A 21,096-nucleotide genomic window follows, 5' to 3' on the forward strand; every position below is an offset into this window, starting at 1 on the left:
CCAAGCCGGCGCTGCGGGACCGCCCCGGCGATAATGGCCCCGGCCCGGACGGGCAGGATCTGCCTTCACTTCATATCGTCTAGCTGGGCTACAAAATCGACAACAACATCTCAGTCGCAGCCTCTTCGCCGTTGAACGGCACGAGGCAAGCGCTCAAGCTTCGTTACCCAGAGGCAGCAGGAGCGCTGATTGGCCAGACTGGTTGACGCGGGTTGGCCAGGTGCGGGCGCTCCAGATTGACCGCTTCATCCGACTTCCGGACGCGGCCAGTGGTGAGCCCGGTCCGCATTCTGAGGCCAAACGGATCACGGTCTCGGATTTCAGTCGGAGCGCCAGAGTCCTTGACGTCAAGCGTGGGTGCAGTCGGTCGATCGGCATTATGGTTGAGCTTTTGACCGTCACTGACGCCCCCGCTGAGTACCGTCCGTAGGCGGCCGACCGGGACGGATCCGCCCGCACAGCGTCGGAATCGCTGGGAACCAAGAGCAGGAGGAGCTCGTGTCGAAAAACTTGGAACAGAACAGTGCTGGTGCCCTCGCTGGGCTATGTTTGGGCTTCCGGCGAGCCGGGGCAACTTAGGCCCCGGAGACCGTGGCCGGACGACCTTTGAGGTTGCGGGAACGATCAAGACGAGCCTGCGCTTCTTGCCTTCGGTGCGTTCCGCCCGCAGCAAGTCCGGGGATTCCGGACTATTCTTCTGCTCTACACAGCAACAAGCCAACGAGCGTGCACAACGTTAGGTCGGCTGTGTCAGTCCGTGAACGTTGGTTGCAGGTCGCCTCGGATTCTCTCGAGATTAGATAGGCCTAGGACTGCAGCGAACGAGCCATGCTCAAGCTGCGCCAGGCGCGCGCGAAACGTGCCGGCGATCACTCCTCATGTTCGGCAACGGTAGCCCCTTTTTGCGGGAAACTCGGCTCCGTCAAGACCCGAACGCCTCGCAGCTCAACCGATTCGATGGTTGGGGCGGAATATCGGCCGACAGGCGGTCAGCGCGGATTGTCACTTGAGGCGTGGAGTTCCTTGCCAAGTAGTCATCGGGCGCGCGCAGAATATCCATTCCCAAATCGAACGACTGTCCCATCCCCGATAACGCATCGGGGACGGGACGGTCGACCGTTCTGAGTTCTTTGTTAGAACCCCTGCCATTTGCCCAATGTAAATACCGAGTATCTATTGTGCAGCCGTGTGATCTAAATCCGACCTGGTTGGTTGGGCCCCCGTTAGCAGTCCAGCGTCTATGCGATAGCTAATTGGTTTTCTTGCGTCCAGTTTTCCCAGTAGCGTTTCGGCGTCATGCCGTCCAGGGATCCGTGGGGCCGTTCATGATTGTAGATAGCTTTCCATTCCTCCGCCAAATACCTTGCCTCGGCCATGGTGTCCATGATTTCTCCGGAGAGTTGCTCCCTTCTGAACTGGGCGTTGAAGGATTCGATGAAGCCGTTCTGCCAGGGTGATCCCGGGTCGATGAACGCGGTGTCCACCCCGGCGGTGCTGCACCACTCGACCAGAGCGGCTGCGGTGAATTCCGGCCCGTTGTCACACCTGACGTAGGTCGGCGCGGTGCCGGTTTCGGCGATGATGTCCTCCAGCACGGCGACCACGTCAGTGGCTTTGAAGGATCGGCGCGGGATGATGGCCAGGGCGGTGCGGGTGTATTCGTCGATGACGTTGAAGAACCTGATGTGCCGCCCGCAGGAGGTCACATCGGACTGGAAGTCGAAGCTGACCACATGCATTGGATACTGCGCCGTGAGGCGCTTCTGCTCCCCGGCGCCGGGCCCGGTGCGGCGCTTCTTCCGCGCCCTGGGTTTACAGACCAGGCCCTCGACGCGCCAGAGCCGGCGCACCCGCTTCCGGTTCAGCGCTACACCGTGCCACTCCGGCTGGGCCAGCAGGTGCCAGCGAGCCTTCCGCCAGCCCCAGACGGGGTGCTTCACGGCGACGGCCCGCAGGGCTGCGCGAAGCCGTGCTTCCTCGAAGCCCATGTCGGGTTTCTTCTTACGGAACGCTGACCGGTTCTGCCCGATGAGCTTGCACGCGAAGCGTTCGGACGCCCCGAACTTCTCCACCGCCATGCGCACGGCACGGCGGCGGGGTTCGGGGCTCAGAATTTTCCCTTCGCCACCTCGTTGAGGATGTCGATGGCCAGTTCTTTCTCGGCCAGCAGCCGCTTGAGCCGTGCATTCTCCTTCTCCAGCTCCCTGGTCCGTTTGGACGCCTCGGCGTTCTTCTCGGACCCGTACTGGTTCAGCCACCGGTACCAGGTCGCCTCGGTGACCTGGAGCTCCTTGATGACCTCGACCATCGGGCGCCCGTCGTTGAGCATTTTCTGGCCCTGCCGGACTTTGGCGATGACCTGTTCGGGGGTGTGTCTGCGTGCCATGATTCGTGAATTTCCTCCTGTGTCCATTCTCGGACACGAAACTCACACAAACACTGGACTCCTACTCGGGGACCCAACCATGGTCTCAAGCTGCGAAGTCGGAAAGTTCCGAGAGCACTTTGGTCAACGCGGCGCCGAGGTGTTCAAACTCCGGCGTATCTGCAACCAGGGGTGGCATGACACTTATTACTGGCGTCTGGCCGGGGAAGTTGAAACGGATCATGACTCCCTCATCCATTAGTCGTTTGTGCACGTCTGCCGGGCTCACCGTCCCAGGAGTTCCATTTTGCGAGAACGGGAACGGCTCCTTTGACTCTTTGTCCTGGACGAGCTCGATGCCATACATAAAGCCCGTTCCACGCACGTCGCCGACAATTGGAAGGTCCAGGAGCTTCTCCAAAGTTCCACGCAATTCAGCGCTGTTGCTTCGAACGTGGCCCGGGATGCCTTCGCGTTCGAGTATCTCGATGTTCTTGAGGGCGATTGCGGCTTGAACCGGGTGGCCACCGAAGGTATTCCCATGTACAAACGGGATCCCTTTTGAGTAGAAGGGATCATAGACTTCCTCCGAAGCGACGACGGCGGCTATTGCGCCATGTGCGGAGGAAAGTCCCTTTGCCGTGATGATGATGTCGGGCTTCATTTCGAGAAGCTCCGAGCCAAACCATGCCCCCAAACGGCCAAACGCAGTGATGACCTCATCCGCCGCAAGAAGAATTCCGTACCGATCACAGATTTCGCGTACCCCGGCTGCATAACCCTTCGGGGGAACGATGCATCCCCCACTTGTCTGAACAGGCTCCATCAGAACCATGGCCACGGTGCTCGGGTCCTCATTCAAAATCTGAGCTTCGAGCTCGCCGAGCAACGTTTGTGTGAAGTGCTCTTCGGTTTCGCCTTCTGGTCTACGGTATCGAACTGCATTGCGGATGTGAGAAACACCCGGCGCCAGCATGGGCTCAAATCCGTGACGGAAGGCCGCGATTCCGTTGAGGGACCCGGAACCCAGAGTGGTGCCGTGGTAAGCGTCATTACGACTTATCGCCTTCCACCTTTGATCACCCCTTATGGTGTGATATTGCCGTGCCAGCTTCCACGCTGCATCAATCGCAGTGCTTCCATCGGGAAGGAGGATCACGCGCTCCATTCCGCTTGGGGCAAGTGAAGCGATTTTCTCGGCCAGTTCAATCGCGCGGGGATGCGTAGACCCGAAGTTGCTGTGGAAGCCAAGTTCTGTCAGTTGTGCCGCCGCAGCCGCACCCATCTCGGCCCCGAACGAGTACCCCAGGTTCACGCATCCGAGTGTCGAGATTCCATCGAGGTAGCTTCTTCCCTCAATGTCCTGCACGTAGCATCCCTTGCCGCTAACGAAAATGGGCAACGGTTCGCGATCAGCCAGTGTCATGTCCGATGAGAATCGCCACAGGTGATTCTTTGCCGATTGTCGCAAAGAAGTTGCAGACAAAGTCGGGGCGATGGCGGTGGAGCTCGTACTCATGACATTCCTAACGCAGACGGGTTTCAGAACAACGACGCTACTCCCGGCCCCATTCGTGAGACCAACATTCTTTACTGGGCCTTTTACAACGTAAGGGGATCAATCCCGCGAAAGGTTCTGTGTGAAGGCGTCTCATCTCCAGGAGCGCTACGGAGGATGCACGCTCGTTGCTGGCGGGCGGTTGTCCGTGGTTTGAGTGGCACGCCACACTCAAAGCCGTGACCGGCGAGGCGAGCGTCCCAGCAGAAAGGTTCTTTGGAGTCGAGCGGTCGTCGAACGGGGTGCCGCTCGAAGAACCTACGCATCGGCGTTGTGGAATACCACCCGACTGATGTTGGACGGTGCCCCGGCTGTGCTGGCTAACTTCTAGCAGGAGACGAACCACTCAAGTGGGCTCGTTTCAGTATTGATCTCACCAGTTTGAGTCGTGTGATCACAAAGTTCGGAGTTCCCGAGCAATACCCGTGAACCACCATTACCGGAACGAAAGTAGCCTTTTCAATGTACTCACCGTCCAAAGTGCCAGCGCTCAAGGAGCGCATACAGGTCTCCGATAAGGTGCCAGCCCTCAGGGAGCGCATACAGTTCTCTGATCTTCTCAGTCGATTTGGCATCCTGATCGTCTGGCTGGTCATTATCGCAGTGTTTTCGATTTTGCAGCCGGACACCTTCTTCACGGGTTCGAATTTCGCATCAATTTTCGGTTCGCAGGCCGTGCTGCTGATGCTCACCATCGGAACGCTGTTCTCTTTGACAGTCGGGGAATTTGACCTGTCTGTGGCGGGGGCTCTGGGTCTTTCCTACGTTCTTATCGGCTGGCTCAACGTAGTTCAGGGTTGGCCGATCGTTCCAGCGATTGTTGTTGCGATAGGTTCTGGCGTGCTTGTGGGCTTCGTGAATGCGTTCTTTGTCGTCCGGTTGGGCGTCCCATCTATTATCGTGACGCTCGGCTCAGGAACGCTCCTTGTCGGGCTTGCCAGTGCGATCAACGACAAAGTGGTTTCAGGAGTATCCGATGCGCTCGTGACTATAACGCGATACAACCTGGTGGGTCTTCCCGTTGCGTTCTGGGGGGCCTTGGCTCTCACGCTTGCGGTCTGGTATGTGTACCGCTACACGCCGCTCGGGCGCTATTTGTATTTCGTCGGAGCGGGACGTGAGGTATCGCGTTTGGCGGGGCTGCGTGTCAACGCACTACGTGCTGGTGGATTGGTCGCGACGAGCACCGTGTCCGCTGCTGCCGGAGTGGTTCTCGCCGGCAGCCTCGGTTCGGTGGATCCGAATATTGCAAACTCCTACCTGCTCCCAGCATATGCGGCGGCCTTTCTTGGCTCTACCGCCTTCACCCCTGGCAGGTTCAACCCCCTTGGATCGTTCATTGCCGTTTACTTCCTTATCACGGGCATTACTGGTTTGGAAATACTCGGCTATTCAGGCTGGATCGCAGATGTTTTCTATGGCGGATCCCTCGTTATTGCCGTGACGTTATCGAAACTCGTGTCTCTTCGCAAACGCTAGCCGCTCACGTTTCTTTAGTTCGATGATCTCCTCACTCCCAAAGAGAAAGTGCATTCAATGAATAAGAAAAGCTTGGTAAAAGGACGCGGGCTCGGCATGTCCGTCTGGGGGCTAACCCTCGCCGCTGGACTGGTCGCGCTGTCAGCCTGTGGTAACGGCACTAGCGTGAAGGCGGCCGATTCCTCACTCACCTCGGAGCAAGTTGCGGCGGTCAAGACCGCAACCGATCGCGTTAACGAAGCCAAGAAGCCGGTGACTTTCGTAGCTCCCGGTCCGAAATTCTCCACTGCCTCGGCAAAGGGGAAGAAAGTATTCTTCGTTGCCAACTTCATCGGGAGCCCCTTCACTGACGCCCTCGTCGCGGGACTGAAGGAAGCGCTTGAGCCTCGCGGGGTACAAGTTGAAGTGCGGGACGCAGGAGCTTCACCGGCCAAAGCCGCGACATACTTCGACCAAGCGATCAGCCAGAAGGCTGACGCAATACTGAACTTGGCGATCAGTACCGATGCGATCAAGGCATCTGTTGAGTCAGCGAAAGCCGCCGGCATTCCTGTCGTTCAGATGTTCAACGCGGATCCGGGCGCGAAGGACGAGACGTCGATTGGTGTGGCCGCCCAGGTTTCGTTCGGTTATGGGCGAGGGATGGCCTTGGTCGGGGACTATGCCATCATGGCTTCCGCTGCAAACGTCAATGCGGCGGCTTGGGAGTCCACTGACGTCGGCACTAGCGGGGCGGCGGTAAACGGATTGAAGTCTGAATTCGCCCAGCTGTGCCCCAAGACCTGCAACGTTGATACACTCTATGATGCCCAGGCCGCGGTATGGGCACAGCGAGTTCCGAGCCAGGCCTCGGCTGCTCTGAAGAACAGCAAGATCAACTGGCTTCTGCCACTGTATGACTCCCATCTGACGTGGATCCTGCCTCAGATTGTCGCATCCAGTCGCAACGATGTTCGGACAGCTAGTTTCAATGGAAATCTGGCGGCAATGCAGGCTATGCAGAAGGATCCCAATTCCACGGCTGCTCTCGTGCACAGCCCTCTTGCCTGGGCGGCATGGGCAACCGCGGATCAGACGCTGCGTGTCCTGACCGGCATGGCACCGCTGGCAGATACAAAGATCCCGCTTCGGCTTTTCGACAAATCCAACATCCCGGACTTGAACGCGCCGGAATCAACATGGGAGGGTGCTGACTTCAAGTCAGGTTACTCCGCCCTCTGGCTCTAGAGAAAACGAACATGAGCTCGAAGATGAAAGAAGACCTTGGACCGCTTCTCTCGGCAAAGAATGTGTCGAAGACGTTTGGCGGAAGGACAGTGTTGCGCGGGGTGGATCTCGAGATCAATCGAGGAGAGGTCCACGGCCTGCTCGGACAGAATGGCTCGGGCAAGTCAACACTGATCAAAATACTCGCTGGTTACCATCAGCCAGACCCCGGGGCAACGGTGGAGTTCGATGGTCGTCAGCTCGACTTCCCGCTGTCGTTGGGCAGTACAGGCGGCCTCGGCATGAGTTTTGTCCACCAAGACCTCGCTCTCGTACCCGACGCAACGATCACGGAAAACCTTCGTTTGGGCCGCTACGAGACGGGACCCGCCTGGCGCGTCTCGTGGCGTTCTGAAAACAGGAAGGTGGCGGAGTCACTTGAGAGGTTTGGCATCGATGCAGGACCGGACTCACTCGTCCGGGAGTTGCGGCCCGTTGAGCAGGCGCTGATTGCGATTCTTCGGGCGTTGGAGGAACTGAGACAGTTCGAACGGGGAGTTCTTGTTCTGGATGAGCCCACGGCTTATCTCCCGCGTGATGGAGTAGGCCGGCTCTTTGAAGCCGTACGAGATATCGCTTCCCAGGACTTCGGCGTGATATTTGTCAGCCACAGGCTAGATGAGGTGCAGGCGCTGACCGATCGTGTCTCGATTCTGAGGGACGGGTCGCTTATCGGGACAGAAACAACGGCGCTTATGACCGAACAGGACCTCATCAGCTCGATCCTAGGTTTCGAACTCGAAGAGCTCTACCCGGCAACGGCACGAACCTCCACGGCGGAAACGGCGTGCGTTCTTCGTGGAGTTTCAGGCAGCGTCGTGAAGGACGTTTCCTTCGACATAAGGCGAGGCGAGGTTGTCGGAATCACCGGGCTCGTGGGGATGGGCTGGGAGGAACTGCCATACTTGCTGTTCGGAGCGGAGCGCGCAGTGACTGGCAGTCTGACCACGAGCAGCCACCCAGAGATCGACATCGCGAAGCTTACCCCCAAAGCAGCAATGGCGCGGAAAATCGCACTCTTGCCAGCGGACAGACGAAGGGACGGCGCCGTTGCCGATGCAACGGCCAGTGAGAACCTCACCTTGCCAACCCTTAGAAATCACTTCATCAGTGGCCGACTTCGCCGTCGAGAGGAACTTGCACATACACACCGACTGATGCAACAGTTCCAAGTCAGGCCCCCGACAGCCGATGCGCCCCTCGGTACCTTCAGCGGAGGAAATCAGCAGAAAGTTCTACTCGCAAAATGGTTCGAAACCGAGCCGGAAATATTCATCATGCACGAGCCAACGCAGGGTGTGGATGTGGGAGCCCGAAAGCAAATCTTCGAGCATATACAGACCGCCGCCGCCAACGGGACCGGAGTACTTCTGGCAAGTGCAGAGTATGAGGACCTCGCACATCTCTGCGACCGGGTCCTGGTCTTCCGACACGGCCGCATCGTCGCGGAACTTGAACACGAGGCCTTGACTCAAGACCGAATCGTCGAGCGTTGCTACTCTGAATCGTCTGCGCGATCGGCCTGAACTGCACGATGCGACTAGCACAGGAACGGAAGTCCGGACCCAGCGAGGATGCCGTCTAATATCGGAGATTCCTCGGGCAAGGGCTGGATTCTGGCCGTGGCCGGATCTTCAGCTGCAGGTCTGACCGGCAAGGTCCACCGCGGGGTCCCCGATCGACAGATCACTTCTGGGGACCTCGCGAGTGGTCCGCCCCGGCCGGTGGCCTTTGACGGTCCCCCTGAACCAGCAACTCAATTCACTGGTTGCTTGCAGCGGCCTTCGACCTGAACACTCGCTTGGCAAATAGCAACTGAACCTGAGGAAGTACTGATGGCCACTTTGACCGAATTCGCCACGATGTACCGCCAGCGCGAGCATCTTCCGTTACGGACCCGGTTGCTATTCACGTACGGCGCCGTAGCCGCGCTGCACCTTGCCGCCGTCGTACTTCTCTTCGTCGGTTCGACGGCGGTCGGAGGGCAGCTGGCCCTGAGCCTCGTGCTGACCGCCTATTTGGCAGGCATCAAACACAGCTACGACTGGGACCATATCGCAGCCATCGATAATTCGACCCTGAGGTTTGTGGCCCAGCGGAAAGAACCGGTGAGCGTTGGGTTTGCATTTAGCCTCGGCCACAGCTCGGTTGTGGTACTCGCCGGCATCCTAGTGGTTGCCGGCGCAGCGCTGGTGGGCCAACTCATGCAGGACGGCACCACAGGAAACCTCGTGGTGGGGTTGATCGGGAGCGGAGTGTCGGGACTCTTCCTGATGGCCATGGGGCTATTCAACGGATCCGCTTTCCTTAGGTCCGCGCGAGTGTACAGGCGCGTACAACGAGGGGGAGAGTTACGCGAGGAAGACCTCAAGGCGGAGGGATTCGTCGCCAGGCTGTTGGCGAAACCGCTGTGTGGGGTCCAGCAACCGCGGAACATCTACGTTATAGGTTTCCTATTCGGGCTGGGGTTCGACACTGCAACCACCATCGGGTTGCTGGTCATGACAATGGCGGCGTCGCTTGCGGGAGTCTCGCCATTTGCCCTGATGGCTCTTCCTGTCGCGTTCACCGCCGCCATGACCCTGTGCGACACGACAAACGGAGTCGCTATGATGCGCATGTACAAATCGGCAATCCACAATCCAAAGCGAAAGCTCGGTTTCAATGTTTTGACCACCGGCATATCAGCGTTGTCGGCCCTGTTCATTTCGTTGATCACTCTAGGCGGATTCTTTAAGGCGGCATTCGGACTCGGAGATCCAGTGACGACATGGTTGGCTTCAATCGACCTGGGCGAAGCCGGGCTGCTGTTGGTCGCAGCGTTTCTGGCAGTGTGGGGAATGTCCGTGCTGCGAGGCCGGCGAAACATCGCCTCCAGCGAGGTCCAAGTGTTACTACCCCGATAACCCGGGTGATGCAGCGCACGGGGAGACTCGGTCTGCTGGATCATCAGTATTGCGAACGCGGTGATGACCTTGGCCATGGAATTGCCGCGGTAGCTGTCCTGATCTCGTCCGGAGGACCTCGGACTTACCTCGCGGAAGAACCATCGCCGGCGTGGTGGATAAGCTCGTGGTCCGGCGTTGCTGGGCGATATGGGCGAGGTTCCTGGCACGGAGTTGGTTTCGGCCTGGGCGGCCCCGCGACTTGTTGCCGCCGTCGTCAACGACGCCGTTGAGGACTTGGAAGTCAAGAAGGATATCTCCCGTGGGCCGTGCGTAATAATGGAGCCGGGCCAACAACGCCACCATCCTGACTTCCACCCGCTGGACCGGCGGCAAGACCAACGTAAGGCGGTCTTCTGTTCATAGGAGACTTTGAACCGCATCGCGGCCGACGAAAGTGCCAGCCATCGACCCACGACGCAGCGGCCAGTCCGAAGTTGCCCGCCAGAGTTATGTATTCCGTTCGAGTGGGCCACAAGACGTCCTCGAACGTATGGCGGTTCTCGACAAGCTCCACACAATATCGGAAGTGGTCGTCCACGCATCAAATCGAGCTCGGGAGCGCAGGGGATTCCAAGGTTCGGGACGAAGTGCGCGCTGCCCATGGCATGTAGGCTCCGAGAACCGCAGGATTGATTGCGACTTCTGAGGTTGGTATGACTTTCAAGCAACTCTCAACGCGAGGGGTTTTCGCGTTCCTGGACTACGCGCCCGCTTGTGTCTTCAGCACTCACCAACGGATGCCCTTACTGGGTGTGAACTCGGCTCCGCGTAGAAAGTCATCGATTGCCGAAGCGAAGGCATCGGGCTGCTCATCGGCGACATACGTCCCGGCATCGCCAAATTCCGAGAAGGTAATCAGAGGTGAAAGCCGCGCCGCAGCCTCAGTTTCTTTGCGCAGCATTTCTTGGGACCCAGCTAGGGCAAGCATCGGCACGGTCATGGCAGCAATGAGTTCATCGAAATTTGCTCGCCCAACCGCGCGGTGTGCGAAGGCTCGTTTGTCTCCCGTCTGTAACATCTCGGCCATTGACCTCACGCAGGCATTCGGGCGCGACTCGGCCGTAGCTTCTTTCCAGAAGGCACGCCACGAATTTAGGATCTCAGTGCCGTTGTAGTCGTATTCGGGAGGTGGCTCGTGGGCGAGCACGGCTCTGATCGGCTCGGCGAGGCGCGGTATGCCCCAGCCAACAACTGCCTTGACCCGATCGGGGTGGAGAACCGATAACACCATCGCGACAGCACAACCGGTGTGGTGACCCACAACGGCGTACTCATTAAGACCCAACTCCGCCGTACCCTGAGCGATGGCCCCGGCGTAATCCTGGAGGCTCGGTTCGGTTGGAAGGGAGTCTGAAGTGCCGTGGCCGGGGAGATCAAACGCGACGACGTCATAGCCACGCGCAGCGAGACGCGGTGTCACCATTTCCCACATCCAAGAACTCGATGGGGCCTGGTGCAGCAGCACTACCGCCTTGCCGCCGTCGCCCTCGCGGCGGTAGTGGAGTTGACCGTGGGCGGCATTTACATAGCCCTTGCTGCCGCTCATCCGATTGACAAGGCTCGAGCAGGATTTTCGATCATCATTCGCTCAATGTCTTGGTCCGACACGCCCCGGTGCTGCAGAAATAGACCGATGTGGTGAGGGATGTGCGCAAAGCCGTAACCGCCGAATGCCTGTAGCTGAGTCCTGTAGGAAACATCATGAGACAGTAAGATTCGATCTCCTAGTCCGTCGGCGGCAAGCTGGGCAATGACATCGAGGACATCGGCATCGCGGCAGTCCGCGTAATCGCCAGAACTCTCGTAGTAGAACTCGGCGCCAAACCGATCGAATTCAAGCATCACTCCGCGCTCCGCGACCGCACGGTGGAACGACACTTCCGAAGCCGCGTGGCTCATGTTCCCTAGGATGACCCGATCCAGGTTCGCCCCGGCCTCGTCAAGAACCTCTACCACTTCCAGCGCATTCCTTCCCCAAGGAAGCAGACAGTGCACACTCAGGGGGAGCCCGGTTACCGCCTGAGCCTGCGCGGCGGCACGAAGCACTTTCCGCTCCAATGGGAGGATGCTCGGTGAAACTCCTATCTCACCGATTACCCCGGGACGAATTCCTGAATCTCCAACTCCATCAGTGATCTCTTTGATCAAGGACTCCGTAATTTCGGTTTCGTGGAGATCTAAAATCCACGCGTCCTGTCGAGACGCGGTGGAGACGCCCGTGCCCATGATGATGTTCACATTGCTGTGCTCGGACAGCCTGAGAAGCGCTCGAGGGTCGCGACCCTTGTGCGGGGCAGTTAGGTCAGCAATTGTTTTTCCGCCCGCCTCCCGGAAGGCCTTGAGTTCCCTCAAGGCGTGCCCCTCGTCCAACAAGACCAGATTCTCGTGGTTGGTGTTCGGATCCCTGACCAGGGCCCCGAAGATATCCATCGAAATCGGACTATCGACAATTGCCTTCTTGAACGGATGGGTTGGTTCAATGAATAGATCGCTTCGATCGAACAGGACATGTTCGTGCGGCAATGTGAGGCCCAGGTCCTCTGCCCTCACCAGACCACGGACAGTCATCGCAAACTTACCTGACATTTCGATGCTCAACTCCTGTGGCTTACAGCGTTGGAACTAGGCAGCTTTGACCCGGGCGGATCGAACGCTAGAAGTCTGCGAGGTGTATCAATGAGGAGTTTCTTCGCCAGCCGCTCATCAATTCCGACTCTTTCGAACAATGGTTCGACAGTTCGCAACAGGTGGCCGTATCCGAACCCCCCGTACTTCCTGAGATTGATTTTCATACAAATGTCCTGAGCGACTGTTACCTGATCTTCATGGCCGTTGTCGAGTAGCCATTTCACGGCCCTCAGGCGTTCAATGTCCCGCCATTCGTACCAATGACCCCAAGTGTCGTGATACCACTCGTTGCCGAATCGGTCGAATTCGATGATGCATCCTCTTTCGGCCACGGACTTGTGGTAGCCAGAGTCCTTGAGCGTGTGGTCCATATGGCACATGATGACGCGACGGGGATCGGCACCTTCGCTCTCAAGGATGTCCAGAATTTTCAGACCATGCTTCTCAAAGGGGATCGGCGGGTGCACTGATATGGGAGCTCCTGTCTCGACCTGGGCAAGAGCGGCAGCCCGAAGAGCCTTTTCCTCATTGCGCGTTATCCCGCCACTGGAGCAGCCGATCTCTCCGATGATTCCAGCCTTGATTGTAGAACCGTTCGCACCCACGAGAATATCGTTGATGATCTCCTGTGCACATTCCTCAACACTACGAGAATCCATGTCTGGCGGATGAGTAGCATCCATGTAGTAGCCGCTACCCATGATGATGTTGAGACCAGATTCCTGGGCGATCCTTACCAGGCCCTGTGGATTGCGTCCGAAGCCGTCATTTGTCACTTCGACAATGGTGCTTCCGCCCGCGTTCTTGAAATCAAGGATTTCCGCTATCGCATCGTCGACGTTGTCTAGGAGTGCGTTGTTGCTGTTTGACACCCCATTGCGTCGGATTCTTCCTAAATTCTCAAGCGTGATGGGTAGGTCCGGCATGTCCATGTCATGATCATGGCAGGGTGGAATAAGCCAGTTCGACATATCGACTAATAGATGCTCGTGAGGACTTGTCTTGCCGAGATCTCCCACATGGATCGGCCCTAAGACGCCCTGGGCGAACTGGGGTTCAGAATCTTCCTCAGGACTCTGAACGGAATCGGCCCGCAGGCTTTGAGACGCGACGTCTCCCTCTGCCGGGGGCTTGCGTCCAGCTTTGTCCTGCATGACTTGTGCGATCGCCAGGAGATTCATGGTGGCGAGCTCGTCGCCGTCGTTATGGCGCTCGGGCTTTCCGGCTGGCGACCCTAAGAGCGGAATAACTTCCCCACCCAAATGCGACTCGTGGCGATGTGGACGCCATCCATGGGACTTTTGACCGTGCGTGGGGTCGCTCAGCGACCGCATGGCATCATGGCCTGCAGATTCGTCCCTTGGTCCCTCGTGCTTCATACGCTGAACTCCCTTGGCTAAACCGTTCGAACGTTCCGCTCGACAGTTGGTGGCTCCGGATGCATGGCCAGTTGCGGATTCCCCCAAGCGTTCGCGGATGCCTGAAGGGGCAAAACCGGCGGCGAAGTAGGGCACATCAAGCGCATGCTGCAACAGTAAGTTGCTCGATGGAACTGCAGAAACATCGATTCTTCTCGCTTTCATCCAGCGGGATGGTCAATCACTTCTAAAGTCACTTCCGAGAGCTTCGCCACGACAACCAAGGCCGCCCCGACCAAAACTGTTCGTGCTGTGGCTCCACCGGACGCCGATAGAGGTGCGGAGCTCGGGCAGAATGTTCCGCTGGAGGACGGTGTGGAGTCCTTCAATGACGCGTGCCGAAGTGTGTGCCTAACTGTCACTCTCGCGTTCTGTTTCACACAGCGGGAGCTTGTGAATTCGGTCCACATTGTTGTTTCCCCTGAATTCGAGTCTGTCTTACGGTTGAGATTAACTCGAGCTGGACAACAGTATTAACGCAGGTCAGTTTCGGGCAGCGGATTGGTTTGGTTAGGAGTTAATTATGACGAGCACATTCGCTGTGGCGCGCTAATAAATTTCACGATGTGGCCAACGGCCCGGTTCGGCAGAAGGCCATGAGACGGCAGTGCTCATCATTCTTTCATCCAAGGGACGTTTATTCTCTTGGCGTCCCCATAGGCCAAAGTGTTCCCTTTGGCCGGAGGGAAGAACCGAAAATCTTAAAAGAAGGCTCGGAGGCGAGCCAACCATTCAGTCTGAAACACCAGGAAGCTCGACATGAAGCGGATAACTCTAGTGAACAGCAGCTGGCATCGGCCATCCGTAGAGTGCAAGCTGCCACTGCGAGTACCCCCGGTATTGAAAAATGAGGGCTGTTTGGCATGCGGGTCCGCCCTTGACATCCTCGACTGCCCATTCTGCCTCGGCGCCGAGCAGCGATCACACCAGCCGTTGCCGTCCCTGAGCCTGAGTACCGTAGAAGCGGACGAAGGGCGCAACTCTTTGAGGACGCATTTCAGGTGACTGATTGGTTTGCGTCGCATATCTGCGACGTCGCGTTGCTGGCCTCGGCTTTTCGCTCGCCGGAATGCGTCGGGTTCACGGTCTGTACCTTGGAGTGCGGTACATGTCGGTGACTCGGAGGGCCGCCAGGGGAGTGTGTACAACATACACACTTTGGGCTTCGGACTGGGTCGTACATCGGCCGTACTGGCCCGTACTCGGCATGTTTTCCGGACTCCCCAGTGATTTCAAGGCCCGGAATGCAGTTCGAGTCCCACCTCGGGCACAGCATTCCCCCTCCTCAGAGGGGGTTTTTGCTTTAACGTGTGTACAAAGCTTGTGGTCAGGTCCCTCTGACGCTGGTTCGCGGCTGGTGCCTGGCGGCCGCGGTGGCCTATGAAGGTGTGTGTGGGTGGCGCGTTCAGGGTCCTGGCTGGTGGGCCCTCTGCCTGCTCTGGGGTAGGGTTATGCGGTTCTCCATTCCGGTTCTGGCGGGTTGGTCGTGGATGGCCAACACCAGTTCATGGCTGAGGGTCCGGGGAACGACATGATGAAACCGGCTTTGGCTCCGAAGTTTCCTGGAAAGGCGCTCCCGATCGTAAGGGGGGCTGCGTGTGTCCGCCTTGTCCTGACAAATGCGGTGTGGACACTGCCCACACTTAAGTCTGATTTTTTGCGGCTGATTATTGCAAATTGCTCGCGACTCGCTCTTAGACCTGCGCGTTTTCATTGCGGGAGCGTGGCCAGAGGGAAAAGACTACGGTCTAGCGAATGAACGGTATCGGGTAAGCGGTGAGGGAATAGCCCGAACCTTCAAGCCTGCGTAGGGCGGCTCCGTTGCTTCACAAGCATCGGCTGGCAGCGCCTGTTCACGATTGGCGGGTTCCCTGATCCGCGGAAACTGCCAAGCGCGTGACGTCGTCATCCCCGCAGGAACAGTCTTCGGTGATTTTGCCACGGCATCAGCCACCAAATGGTCCCAGTGACGACCACGGAACGGAAAACAACGTAGACGTACTTGACGTACCTGATGTACGTGCGGATCATTGATATATGAGCACCCCCACACATGAGACAGTCGGTGGACACGTCTACGGGTTTACCCAAGCGCGGGATTCGTTGAAGACGATCCTCGATGCCAGCGAGCGGGGAGGGCTGTCCACGATACGGCGGCCCGACCGAGCCACGGCCGCCGTCGTCAATGGAGAGAGCTTGCGCCGGTATCTGGAATTGACGGTCGTCGCCAATGCCCAGGTCGTGAATGAGGACGGAGCATGGGCTGTCTTCATGCCAGGGCAGCCTTTTGCCGCTGAGGCCACGGAACTGGCTGAAGCCTTGGCGGACTTCGTCGATGCTTTGCGGGACTACGCGGAGGATTGGGAGGACCATTTGCACGCGGCGCCCAATCACCGCGAGAACTGGGCCTTGGTTCAGCTCATTGATCTGTGCACCGATCAGCAATTGACCGCCTGGCTCACCGGCTCGGTGGCATGAGCGTCCGACGCGGGGGCGGGCGGGACGACCATGAGAAGTTCTGTCTAACCGAGGGCTGGGAGCTGGTGACGAATGCCCGCGGGAAACCAGTGCGCCATCACGCAACCTACCGGCTGATTCTGCAAGACGGACGGATCTTGCGGACCCGGATTTCCCGCCCGGTGGACCGCACCACGTATTCGAGTTCGATCTGGAACCACATTCTCCAAGACCAGCTCGAGGTCAGTGAGGATGAGTTTTGGGCATGCGTCGACGACGGAGCACTGCCTGCCCGCGGAACGGCAGCCCCTCCCGCTTCGGCTATTCCCCTGGCGCTGGTCTGGCAACTCACCCACACCGCTGGAATGAATGAACGAGATGTTGCCCGCATGACGAAAGAGCAGGCCGTTCAGGCGATCAACGATTACTGGATGTCGCAAGGGGGAGGACAGGACGATTGAGACGGTTCCCCGGTTGCTCGGACAGGGTTGCACCTGCCACAGCGGACATTCGTCTCCGTGAAAAAAGTGGCGTGTGCACAATGTGCACAACCTTGCCGTCGGACTGGGCCGTACCGGTGCCGGACTCGCTCGTACTCGGCATGTTTTCGGGACATCCCTGTGTTTGCAAGGGCTGGAATGCGGTTCGAGTCCCATCTCGGGCACAGTGTTTCCGCAGGTCAGGGGACTATTTGGCCCCTGACTGTTGAAAAAGCCTGACTTGTCGCGCCGGTTGGGTGTAGAGGAAAGTCCGGGGCAAATTACCTGGTGAAGAGCCTCAGAAATGAGTCGTTCAGCACGGGATATTCCTCATCATCGGCAGCCCCCTGAGATCTATGGAGCGCTCATTTGCCCCGCCAGCCGATGGTGCCTCCTCAGCCTTTGCTGCGGTTGAGGAATGTGGTCAGTGCTTCGACGACGAGGTCGTGGTCGGCTTTTTGCGGGAGTCCCGAGACTGTTGCGGTGGCGACGTGCCCGGTGCCTTTGACGAATATCGGGAAGGCTCCTCCTTGGGAGGCATAGCGCCTCTCGTCGAACCATCCATTGTGTTCGAGTCTGCCTCCGCCGAGCCGGCCTTTGAGTCCAACCAGCAGTGATGGCTGGGCGTACCGTTCGGTGGTTCTGCTCTTTCTCTGAACCCAAAGCTCGTTGTCGGGCGTCGCTCCGGGGAGGGAGACGTGGAAGAGGATGTGTTCGTTCCGGCGGATGTCGATAGCGACCGGGAGGTTCCGCCGGGTAGCGAGATCCACCAGCAACAGACCCAGGGCCAGGGCGTCAGCCTGGTCGAAGCTGTCCAGGTGAAAGGCGCTGACTTCGTTTTCGAGGCGTTCGATCAGCGTCTGCAGCGCGCCGTCGGGCTGTTCGTCTCGGGAGTCCGGGTCGAACTCCGGCTCGGGGGCAACGGTCGCGTCGTGGACCATGATTGGTTGTTTCCTCTCTGTTGGAGCGACTTGCCGTCCTCGCGGCGGTTCGCCCCGGGTATGCGCTATGTGCGGGTGCGCCAGGTCGCGGTTGAGGACCGGATCTTGAGTTGGGGCTGGATGAGGGCCAATTGGGTGGGGATGTCTGCGTTGCCGTCAGCAAGGCGGGTCATGAGCATCTCGGCGCCTTTCGCGCCGACCTGCTGCGGGAATCCCGCCACGGACGTCAGGGGAGGGACTTGGCCCGCGGCGATGCGTGTGTCATCGAAGGATGCGACGGCGATGTCGCGACCGGGTTCGAGGCCACGTCGGCGCATTTCGTCGTAGATTCCCTGAGCGACGATGTCGTTGTACGCGATGATCGCGTCCGGTAGCCTGCCCAGGTCGAAGAGCCGGGCGACGGCGGCTGAGCCACCCTCGGGGGTAATGGGGCTGCGCAATTCATCCGGGCTCCATACTTCGCAACCGTTGGGTTCCAGTGAGTTGCGGAGTCCTTCTTCCCGTTCCGCGAGGGAGGAAGCGCTGCGGCCACCGAGGAAGGCGACGCTTCTGCAGCCCAAGGCGGCCAGGTGCTCCCCGAGTAGTGTGGCGCCCTTGACGTTGTTGCTGCCGACGTAGTCGAATCCAGGGAATCTCCTGGCGAGCAGTGCGAGCGGGACGCCTGCTGCGTTGACCTGTTTGGCGAGCTTTCCGGGGTCGGTGTCCGGGGCCGGGAGCAGCAGGAGCCCATCGACCTGTCGTTCGATCATGGAGGCGATGATTTCGTGCTGGCGGTCGGCATGGTCGCGGCTGTAGCCGATGAAGATGGTGTATCCGGCCTCGTGGGTGATCTCGTCGACGGCCATGGCCAGTTCGGCGAAATAGGGATTGATGATCTCGGTGACGACCAATCCGATGGTCATGGACCGGTTTTGCCTCAGGTTCGCGGCCGACCGGTTGTAGACGTATCCGAGTTGATCCATGGCCTCGCGCACTTTGGCGGCCGTGCTTTCCGGGATGCGGGAGCTGCCCCGAACAACGAGTGACGCTGTTGACTTTGAGACTCCGGCGGCCTTGCTGACGTCTTCGAGGGTGATGCGCGGGGTCATTCCAGGTTCCTGCCGGTGAGGTCGATAGGCGGGATAGCGGTGCTGCCCGCCTATCGACCTTACCAATCAGCGGTCTAGGAACCTTGTAGCTGCGCGGCGCGCTTTTCGTGGATTGCGTCCCTGGGGTCTTCCAGGCTTCGCCCTTTGGTTTCGGGGACTGCGAAGGTTGCGGCAATGGTGATGGCCGTCAGGAGTGCCAGAATCCAGGTTCGACCAAGACCAGCCGCAATCCCTGACCGCCGGCCCCGCGGGAGGGGGCGTCTCGACGGGGGCCTTCCGATGTACGGTGTGCTCCTCTGTCGCGGATGACGCATCCGGTGCAGACGGCCCAAACGTAATCAATACTGACTGCTCCGGCGTTCAATAGCTTGGTGCGATGCCCAGACGAGAAATCACGCATGGGAGAACTGTTGGATATCGAGGACGTACTGCGGAAGGTCCAAGGTGGCTTGGATAACGGCGACTTCACCCTGCTGTATCTGTGGGTCACGTTTAGGGCAAAGGGCGGCCGTGCCGGGAGAATAGACTTGGATACCGCCGTCCGTGGCCGGCATTCACTTTCAGATAGCGACGCGCACGTGCTGCGCTCAGTGATTGAGCAACTTCGCGATTCTTGATGTTGCCCACAGAGCATCAGGCTGGACGATCGAGATCGGTCCGTAGAGCTGCCGGCTCAATGGAGCTGTCCCATAGAAGGATCCGCAAGCGCCATCCTCGCGCCGCCTATTGTTTTCAAACTGCGTTCGAATTGGTGTGCCCCCAGGGAGTTACGAGACATCCCCAGGTGGGCCACAGCTTGACTAATGCTTCGGATTCGGGATGTTTACTGCGGTCGTTTCGTCTTCCCGACTCCCACAGGCCCAAGATGGTGTCAGCCGGGGAGGAGCCCGGAGAATTCGTGGTTTTGGAAGATGAGGGGGTTTGTGGCGCTTCCCGTGTTGAGTCCGAGGACACGGGCCAGGACGAAGTCGTGATCGCCGATTTTGGTGACGTTCTCGATCTGGCATTCCATGGTCGCCACCGAACCTGTGACGAGCGGTGCGCCGAAAGCACCCCGTCTCCAGAGGCCGTCGGCGAAGCGGTCCGCTTCCTTTTTGCCGAGCTTGCGGCAGATATCGGTCTGTACTGAGCCCAGTGTGCTGATGCCGAGCACCGTGGCTTTGTTGAGTTGTGGCCAGCTCGTGGATTCGTGGCCGACGAAAAAGCCGACAAAGCACGGTTCAAGGGAAATGAAAACGAACGAGCCGACGATCATGGCGGAGTGTTCGCCGGTGAGTTCGGGTTGTCCGGCGATGACGGTGACGCTGGTGGGCACCACGGCCATGACGTTCCGGACGTGCGCGGGATCGATCGTGCCGAGTTGTCCGGTGACGATGGTCATGGCTGCCTCCTTCGGCTACCGGTCCTGTTGGATGTAGTGAAACTGTTGCTGGTCGACCCGCATTTCGTATTCGTCGAGTTTGTCGGTGAGCTGGCGGGAGTCGACGCCTTCCTGCATAGCCGGAGCCTTCTCGAGTCCGTGGTTTCGGCGTCGACCCGTGCGGTTCTGACGTAGGTGCCGTTCTGGCGGACTTCTACTGTTGCTGCGGGGAGACGGAACCAGTCATCGGCACGGAAGCGGCGCCCTGGTTGAGGTTTCAGAGTTCCATGTCTGACCGGGAGGAGCTCGGGAGTGGCATGTGCTGTGGTCGGACTCATGGTGGATCCTTGGCTACCGCTGTTAGGACACGGGCTGTGGTTCAGGTGCCACCGGCTTGAACGTGACCGGTGGCACCTGAGGATGTAGCGGCCTTGGCCGGTCGTAAGGCGAACCGTTCGGTTTAGGCGACGGCCTGGGTTTCGGCGAGCTGGGTGGGTGGCTGGTCCTTCTTGCCGGCATTGGTGAGAAGGCCTCCGGTGTATTCGGAGAGCCAGCCGAGGCAGGCCCCGGCGATCAGGGCCGCGCAGGTGCCGGCGGCATCGAAGGTGGTGCCGAAGTATGCTGCGCATCCGGCGAACGCTCCGGGGATGAAACCCAGTATGCTCCAGCGTGCCTGGACGCACATCGCGAAGGCCGCGATGGCGACGGAGATGCCGAGGGCTCCGGGGATGGGGAGGTTTGCGGCTCCCCAGACGATGGCCGCGCCCCACAGCACGCCGGAGAGGTTGGCGGGGATGGTCTTGAGCAGTCCGGCACGTTTTCCGCCGGCGGCGAAGAAGCATGCCCAGGAGAGGAACCCGACCCAGGTGATGAGCCCGAAGGGGGTGCTGAACTGGGTCCAGAGGCCGGCGAGGATGCCTGCGGTGATTCCGATGGTGACGAGGGGCTTCATTGGTGGTTCCTTAGGGTCAAAATGGCGTCATTGTCTTTTTGAAAGGAAGGCAGGGCCGTGAATTGCTGCTGTGTGAAAGCGGTGGCGTCCTGATGGTGTTGAGGATGGCTTCGAGTGCGGCCCCGTGCCGGGGCCAGGGCCGCACTCCGCTTCAGGT

General features: G+C 59.1%; 17 protein-coding genes. 8 read left to right on the plus strand and 9 right to left on the minus strand.

Annotated features, from left to right (window positions below; all coding sequences use genetic code 11):
- Positions 1 to 1,238: 1,238 nt before the first annotated feature.
- Both OOZ51_RS19525 and OOZ51_RS19530 read right to left on the minus strand, forming a co-directional pair.
- Positions 1,239 to 2,386 (minus strand): IS3 family transposase gene (locus tag OOZ51_RS19525; RefSeq protein ID WP_265981429.1). Its coding sequence is split into 2 segments (ribosomal slippage): positions 1,239 to 2,113 and positions 2,113 to 2,386, totalling 1,149 coding nucleotides; the frame shifts between segments, so codons are not numbered across the junction.
- A gap of 85 nt (positions 2,387 to 2,471) precedes the next feature.
- The gene (locus tag OOZ51_RS19530) at positions 2,472 to 3,884 is read right to left on the minus strand and encodes an aminotransferase class III-fold pyridoxal phosphate-dependent enzyme (protein WP_265981430.1); all 1,413 of its coding nucleotides are present in this window, start codon (positions 3,882 to 3,884) and stop codon (positions 2,472 to 2,474) included.
- 501 nt (positions 3,885 to 4,385) lie between these two features.
- On the opposite strand from OOZ51_RS19530, the gene OOZ51_RS19535 reads away from it, so the two are divergent.
- From OOZ51_RS19535 to OOZ51_RS19550, 4 genes are all read left to right on the plus strand, one after another.
- On the plus strand, positions 4,386 to 5,402 hold the full coding sequence (locus OOZ51_RS19535) for an ABC transporter permease (protein WP_265981431.1): 1,017 nt from the start codon (positions 4,386 to 4,388) through the stop codon (positions 5,400 to 5,402).
- Between the two features lie 57 nt (positions 5,403 to 5,459).
- Entirely contained in the window at positions 5,460 to 6,629 is a 1,170-nt protein-coding gene (locus OOZ51_RS19540) for a sugar ABC transporter substrate-binding protein (protein ID WP_265981432.1), read from the plus strand.
- Positions 6,630 to 6,640: 11 nt separating this feature from the next.
- On the plus strand, positions 6,641 to 8,194 hold the full coding sequence (locus OOZ51_RS19545) for a sugar ABC transporter ATP-binding protein (protein ID WP_265981434.1): 1,554 nt from the start codon (positions 6,641 to 6,643) through the stop codon (positions 8,192 to 8,194).
- Between the two features lie 309 nt (positions 8,195 to 8,503).
- Complete coding sequence (locus OOZ51_RS19550; protein WP_265981436.1) at positions 8,504 to 9,574, plus strand: HoxN/HupN/NixA family nickel/cobalt transporter; 1,071 nt, start codon at positions 8,504 to 8,506, stop codon at positions 9,572 to 9,574.
- A 769-nt stretch (positions 9,575 to 10,343) separates the two neighbouring features.
- Here the strand turns inward: OOZ51_RS19550 and OOZ51_RS19555 are convergent.
- From OOZ51_RS19555 to OOZ51_RS19565, 3 genes are read right to left on the minus strand one after another with little or no spacing between them, the layout of a single operon-like run.
- A complete protein-coding gene (locus OOZ51_RS19555) occupies positions 10,344 to 11,162 on the minus strand; it encodes an alpha/beta fold hydrolase (RefSeq protein WP_265981438.1) in 819 nt (272 codons plus the stop codon).
- Complete coding sequence (locus tag OOZ51_RS19560) at positions 11,159 to 12,214, minus strand: phosphotriesterase family protein (protein ID WP_265981440.1); 1,056 nt, start codon at positions 12,212 to 12,214, stop codon at positions 11,159 to 11,161. The genes OOZ51_RS19555 and OOZ51_RS19560 overlap by 4 nt, the downstream gene beginning before the upstream one ends.
- Entirely contained in the window at positions 12,211 to 13,827 is a 1,617-nt protein-coding gene (locus OOZ51_RS19565; protein ID WP_265981441.1) for a phosphotriesterase family protein, read from the minus strand. The genes OOZ51_RS19560 and OOZ51_RS19565 overlap by 4 nt, the downstream gene beginning before the upstream one ends.
- A gap of 1,872 nt (positions 13,828 to 15,699) precedes the next feature.
- Between OOZ51_RS19565 and OOZ51_RS19570 the strand changes: the two genes are divergently transcribed.
- Together OOZ51_RS19570 and OOZ51_RS19575 are read left to right on the plus strand one after the other, a co-directional pair.
- Positions 15,700 to 16,140: a hypothetical protein gene (locus OOZ51_RS19570; protein WP_265981443.1), complete on the plus strand. Its 441-nt coding sequence runs from the start codon at positions 15,700 to 15,702 to the stop codon at positions 16,138 to 16,140.
- Complete coding sequence (locus tag OOZ51_RS19575) at positions 16,137 to 16,580, plus strand: cytotoxic translational repressor of toxin-antitoxin stability system (protein ID WP_265981445.1); 444 nt, start codon at positions 16,137 to 16,139, stop codon at positions 16,578 to 16,580. The genes OOZ51_RS19570 and OOZ51_RS19575 overlap by 4 nt, the downstream gene beginning before the upstream one ends.
- Before the next feature lie 413 nt (positions 16,581 to 16,993).
- Here the strand turns inward: OOZ51_RS19575 and OOZ51_RS19580 are convergent, their stop codons facing one another.
- The gene (locus tag OOZ51_RS19580) at positions 16,994 to 17,539 is read right to left on the minus strand and encodes a heme-degrading domain-containing protein (RefSeq protein WP_265981447.1); all 546 of its coding nucleotides are present in this window, start codon (positions 17,537 to 17,539) and stop codon (positions 16,994 to 16,996) included.
- 65 nt (positions 17,540 to 17,604) lie between these two features.
- On the minus strand, positions 17,605 to 18,627 hold the full coding sequence (locus OOZ51_RS19585; protein WP_265981448.1) for a LacI family DNA-binding transcriptional regulator: 1,023 nt from the start codon (positions 18,625 to 18,627) through the stop codon (positions 17,605 to 17,607).
- Positions 18,628 to 19,025: 398 nt separating this feature from the next.
- Between OOZ51_RS19585 and OOZ51_RS19590 the strand changes: the two genes are divergently transcribed.
- Positions 19,026 to 19,244 carry a hypothetical protein gene (locus OOZ51_RS19590; RefSeq protein WP_265981449.1) on the plus strand — a complete coding sequence of 73 codons (219 nt, stop codon included), beginning with the start codon at positions 19,026 to 19,028 and terminating at the stop codon, positions 19,242 to 19,244.
- A 254-nt stretch (positions 19,245 to 19,498) separates the two neighbouring features.
- On the opposite strand, the gene OOZ51_RS19595 is transcribed toward OOZ51_RS19590, so the two are convergent.
- Positions 19,499 to 20,008 carry a flavin reductase family protein gene (locus OOZ51_RS19595; protein WP_265981450.1) on the minus strand — a complete coding sequence of 170 codons (510 nt, stop codon included), beginning with the start codon at positions 20,006 to 20,008 and terminating at the stop codon, positions 19,499 to 19,501.
- Between the two features lie 36 nt (positions 20,009 to 20,044).
- On the opposite strand from OOZ51_RS19595, the gene OOZ51_RS19600 reads away from it, so the two are divergent.
- Positions 20,045 to 20,182 (plus strand): hypothetical protein, encoded by a 138-nt coding sequence (locus OOZ51_RS19600; RefSeq protein WP_265981451.1) that lies wholly within the window; start codon positions 20,045 to 20,047, stop codon positions 20,180 to 20,182.
- Positions 20,183 to 20,447: 265 nt separating this feature from the next.
- Here the strand turns inward: OOZ51_RS19600 and OOZ51_RS19605 are convergent, their stop codons facing one another.
- Positions 20,448 to 20,939, minus strand: coding sequence for a DUF1097 domain-containing protein (locus tag OOZ51_RS19605; protein ID WP_265981452.1), 492 nt, complete (start codon positions 20,937 to 20,939; stop codon positions 20,448 to 20,450).
- Between the last annotated feature and the right edge of the window lie 157 nt (positions 20,940 to 21,096).

Source organism: Arthrobacter rhizophilus, assembly GCF_026241105.1.
GTDB lineage: Bacteria > Actinomycetota > Actinomycetes > Actinomycetales > Micrococcaceae > Arthrobacter.

Coding starts and splice junctions, on each gene's coding strand:
- OOZ51_RS19530 (WP_265981430.1), bottom strand. CDS start 3,884: ATGAGTACGAGCTCCACCGCCATCGCCCCGACTTTGTCTGCAACTTCT.
- OOZ51_RS19535 (WP_265981431.1), top strand. CDS start 4,386: ATGTACTCACCGTCCAAAGTGCCAGCGCTCAAGGAGCGCATACAGGTC.
- OOZ51_RS19540 (WP_265981432.1), top strand. CDS start 5,460: ATGAATAAGAAAAGCTTGGTAAAAGGACGCGGGCTCGGCATGTCCGTC.
- OOZ51_RS19545 (WP_265981434.1), top strand. CDS start 6,641: ATGAGCTCGAAGATGAAAGAAGACCTTGGACCGCTTCTCTCGGCAAAG.
- OOZ51_RS19550 (WP_265981436.1), top strand. CDS start 8,504: ATGGCCACTTTGACCGAATTCGCCACGATGTACCGCCAGCGCGAGCAT.
- OOZ51_RS19555 (WP_265981438.1), bottom strand. CDS start 11,162: ATGAGCGGCAGCAAGGGCTATGTAAATGCCGCCCACGGTCAACTCCAC.
- OOZ51_RS19565 (WP_265981441.1), bottom strand. CDS start 13,827: ATGAAAGCGAGAAGAATCGATGTTTCTGCAGTTCCATCGAGCAACTTA.
- OOZ51_RS19570 (WP_265981443.1), top strand. CDS start 15,700: ATGAGCACCCCCACACATGAGACAGTCGGTGGACACGTCTACGGGTTT.
- OOZ51_RS19575 (WP_265981445.1), top strand. CDS start 16,137: ATGAGCGTCCGACGCGGGGGCGGGCGGGACGACCATGAGAAGTTCTGT.
- OOZ51_RS19580 (WP_265981447.1), bottom strand. CDS start 17,539: ATGGTCCACGACGCGACCGTTGCCCCCGAGCCGGAGTTCGACCCGGAC.
- OOZ51_RS19585 (WP_265981448.1), bottom strand. CDS start 18,627: ATGACCCCGCGCATCACCCTCGAAGACGTCAGCAAGGCCGCCGGAGTC.
- OOZ51_RS19590 (WP_265981449.1), top strand. CDS start 19,026: ATGGGAGAACTGTTGGATATCGAGGACGTACTGCGGAAGGTCCAAGGT.
- OOZ51_RS19595 (WP_265981450.1), bottom strand. CDS start 20,008: ATGACCATCGTCACCGGACAACTCGGCACGATCGATCCCGCGCACGTC.
- OOZ51_RS19605 (WP_265981452.1), bottom strand. CDS start 20,939: ATGAAGCCCCTCGTCACCATCGGAATCACCGCAGGCATCCTCGCCGGC.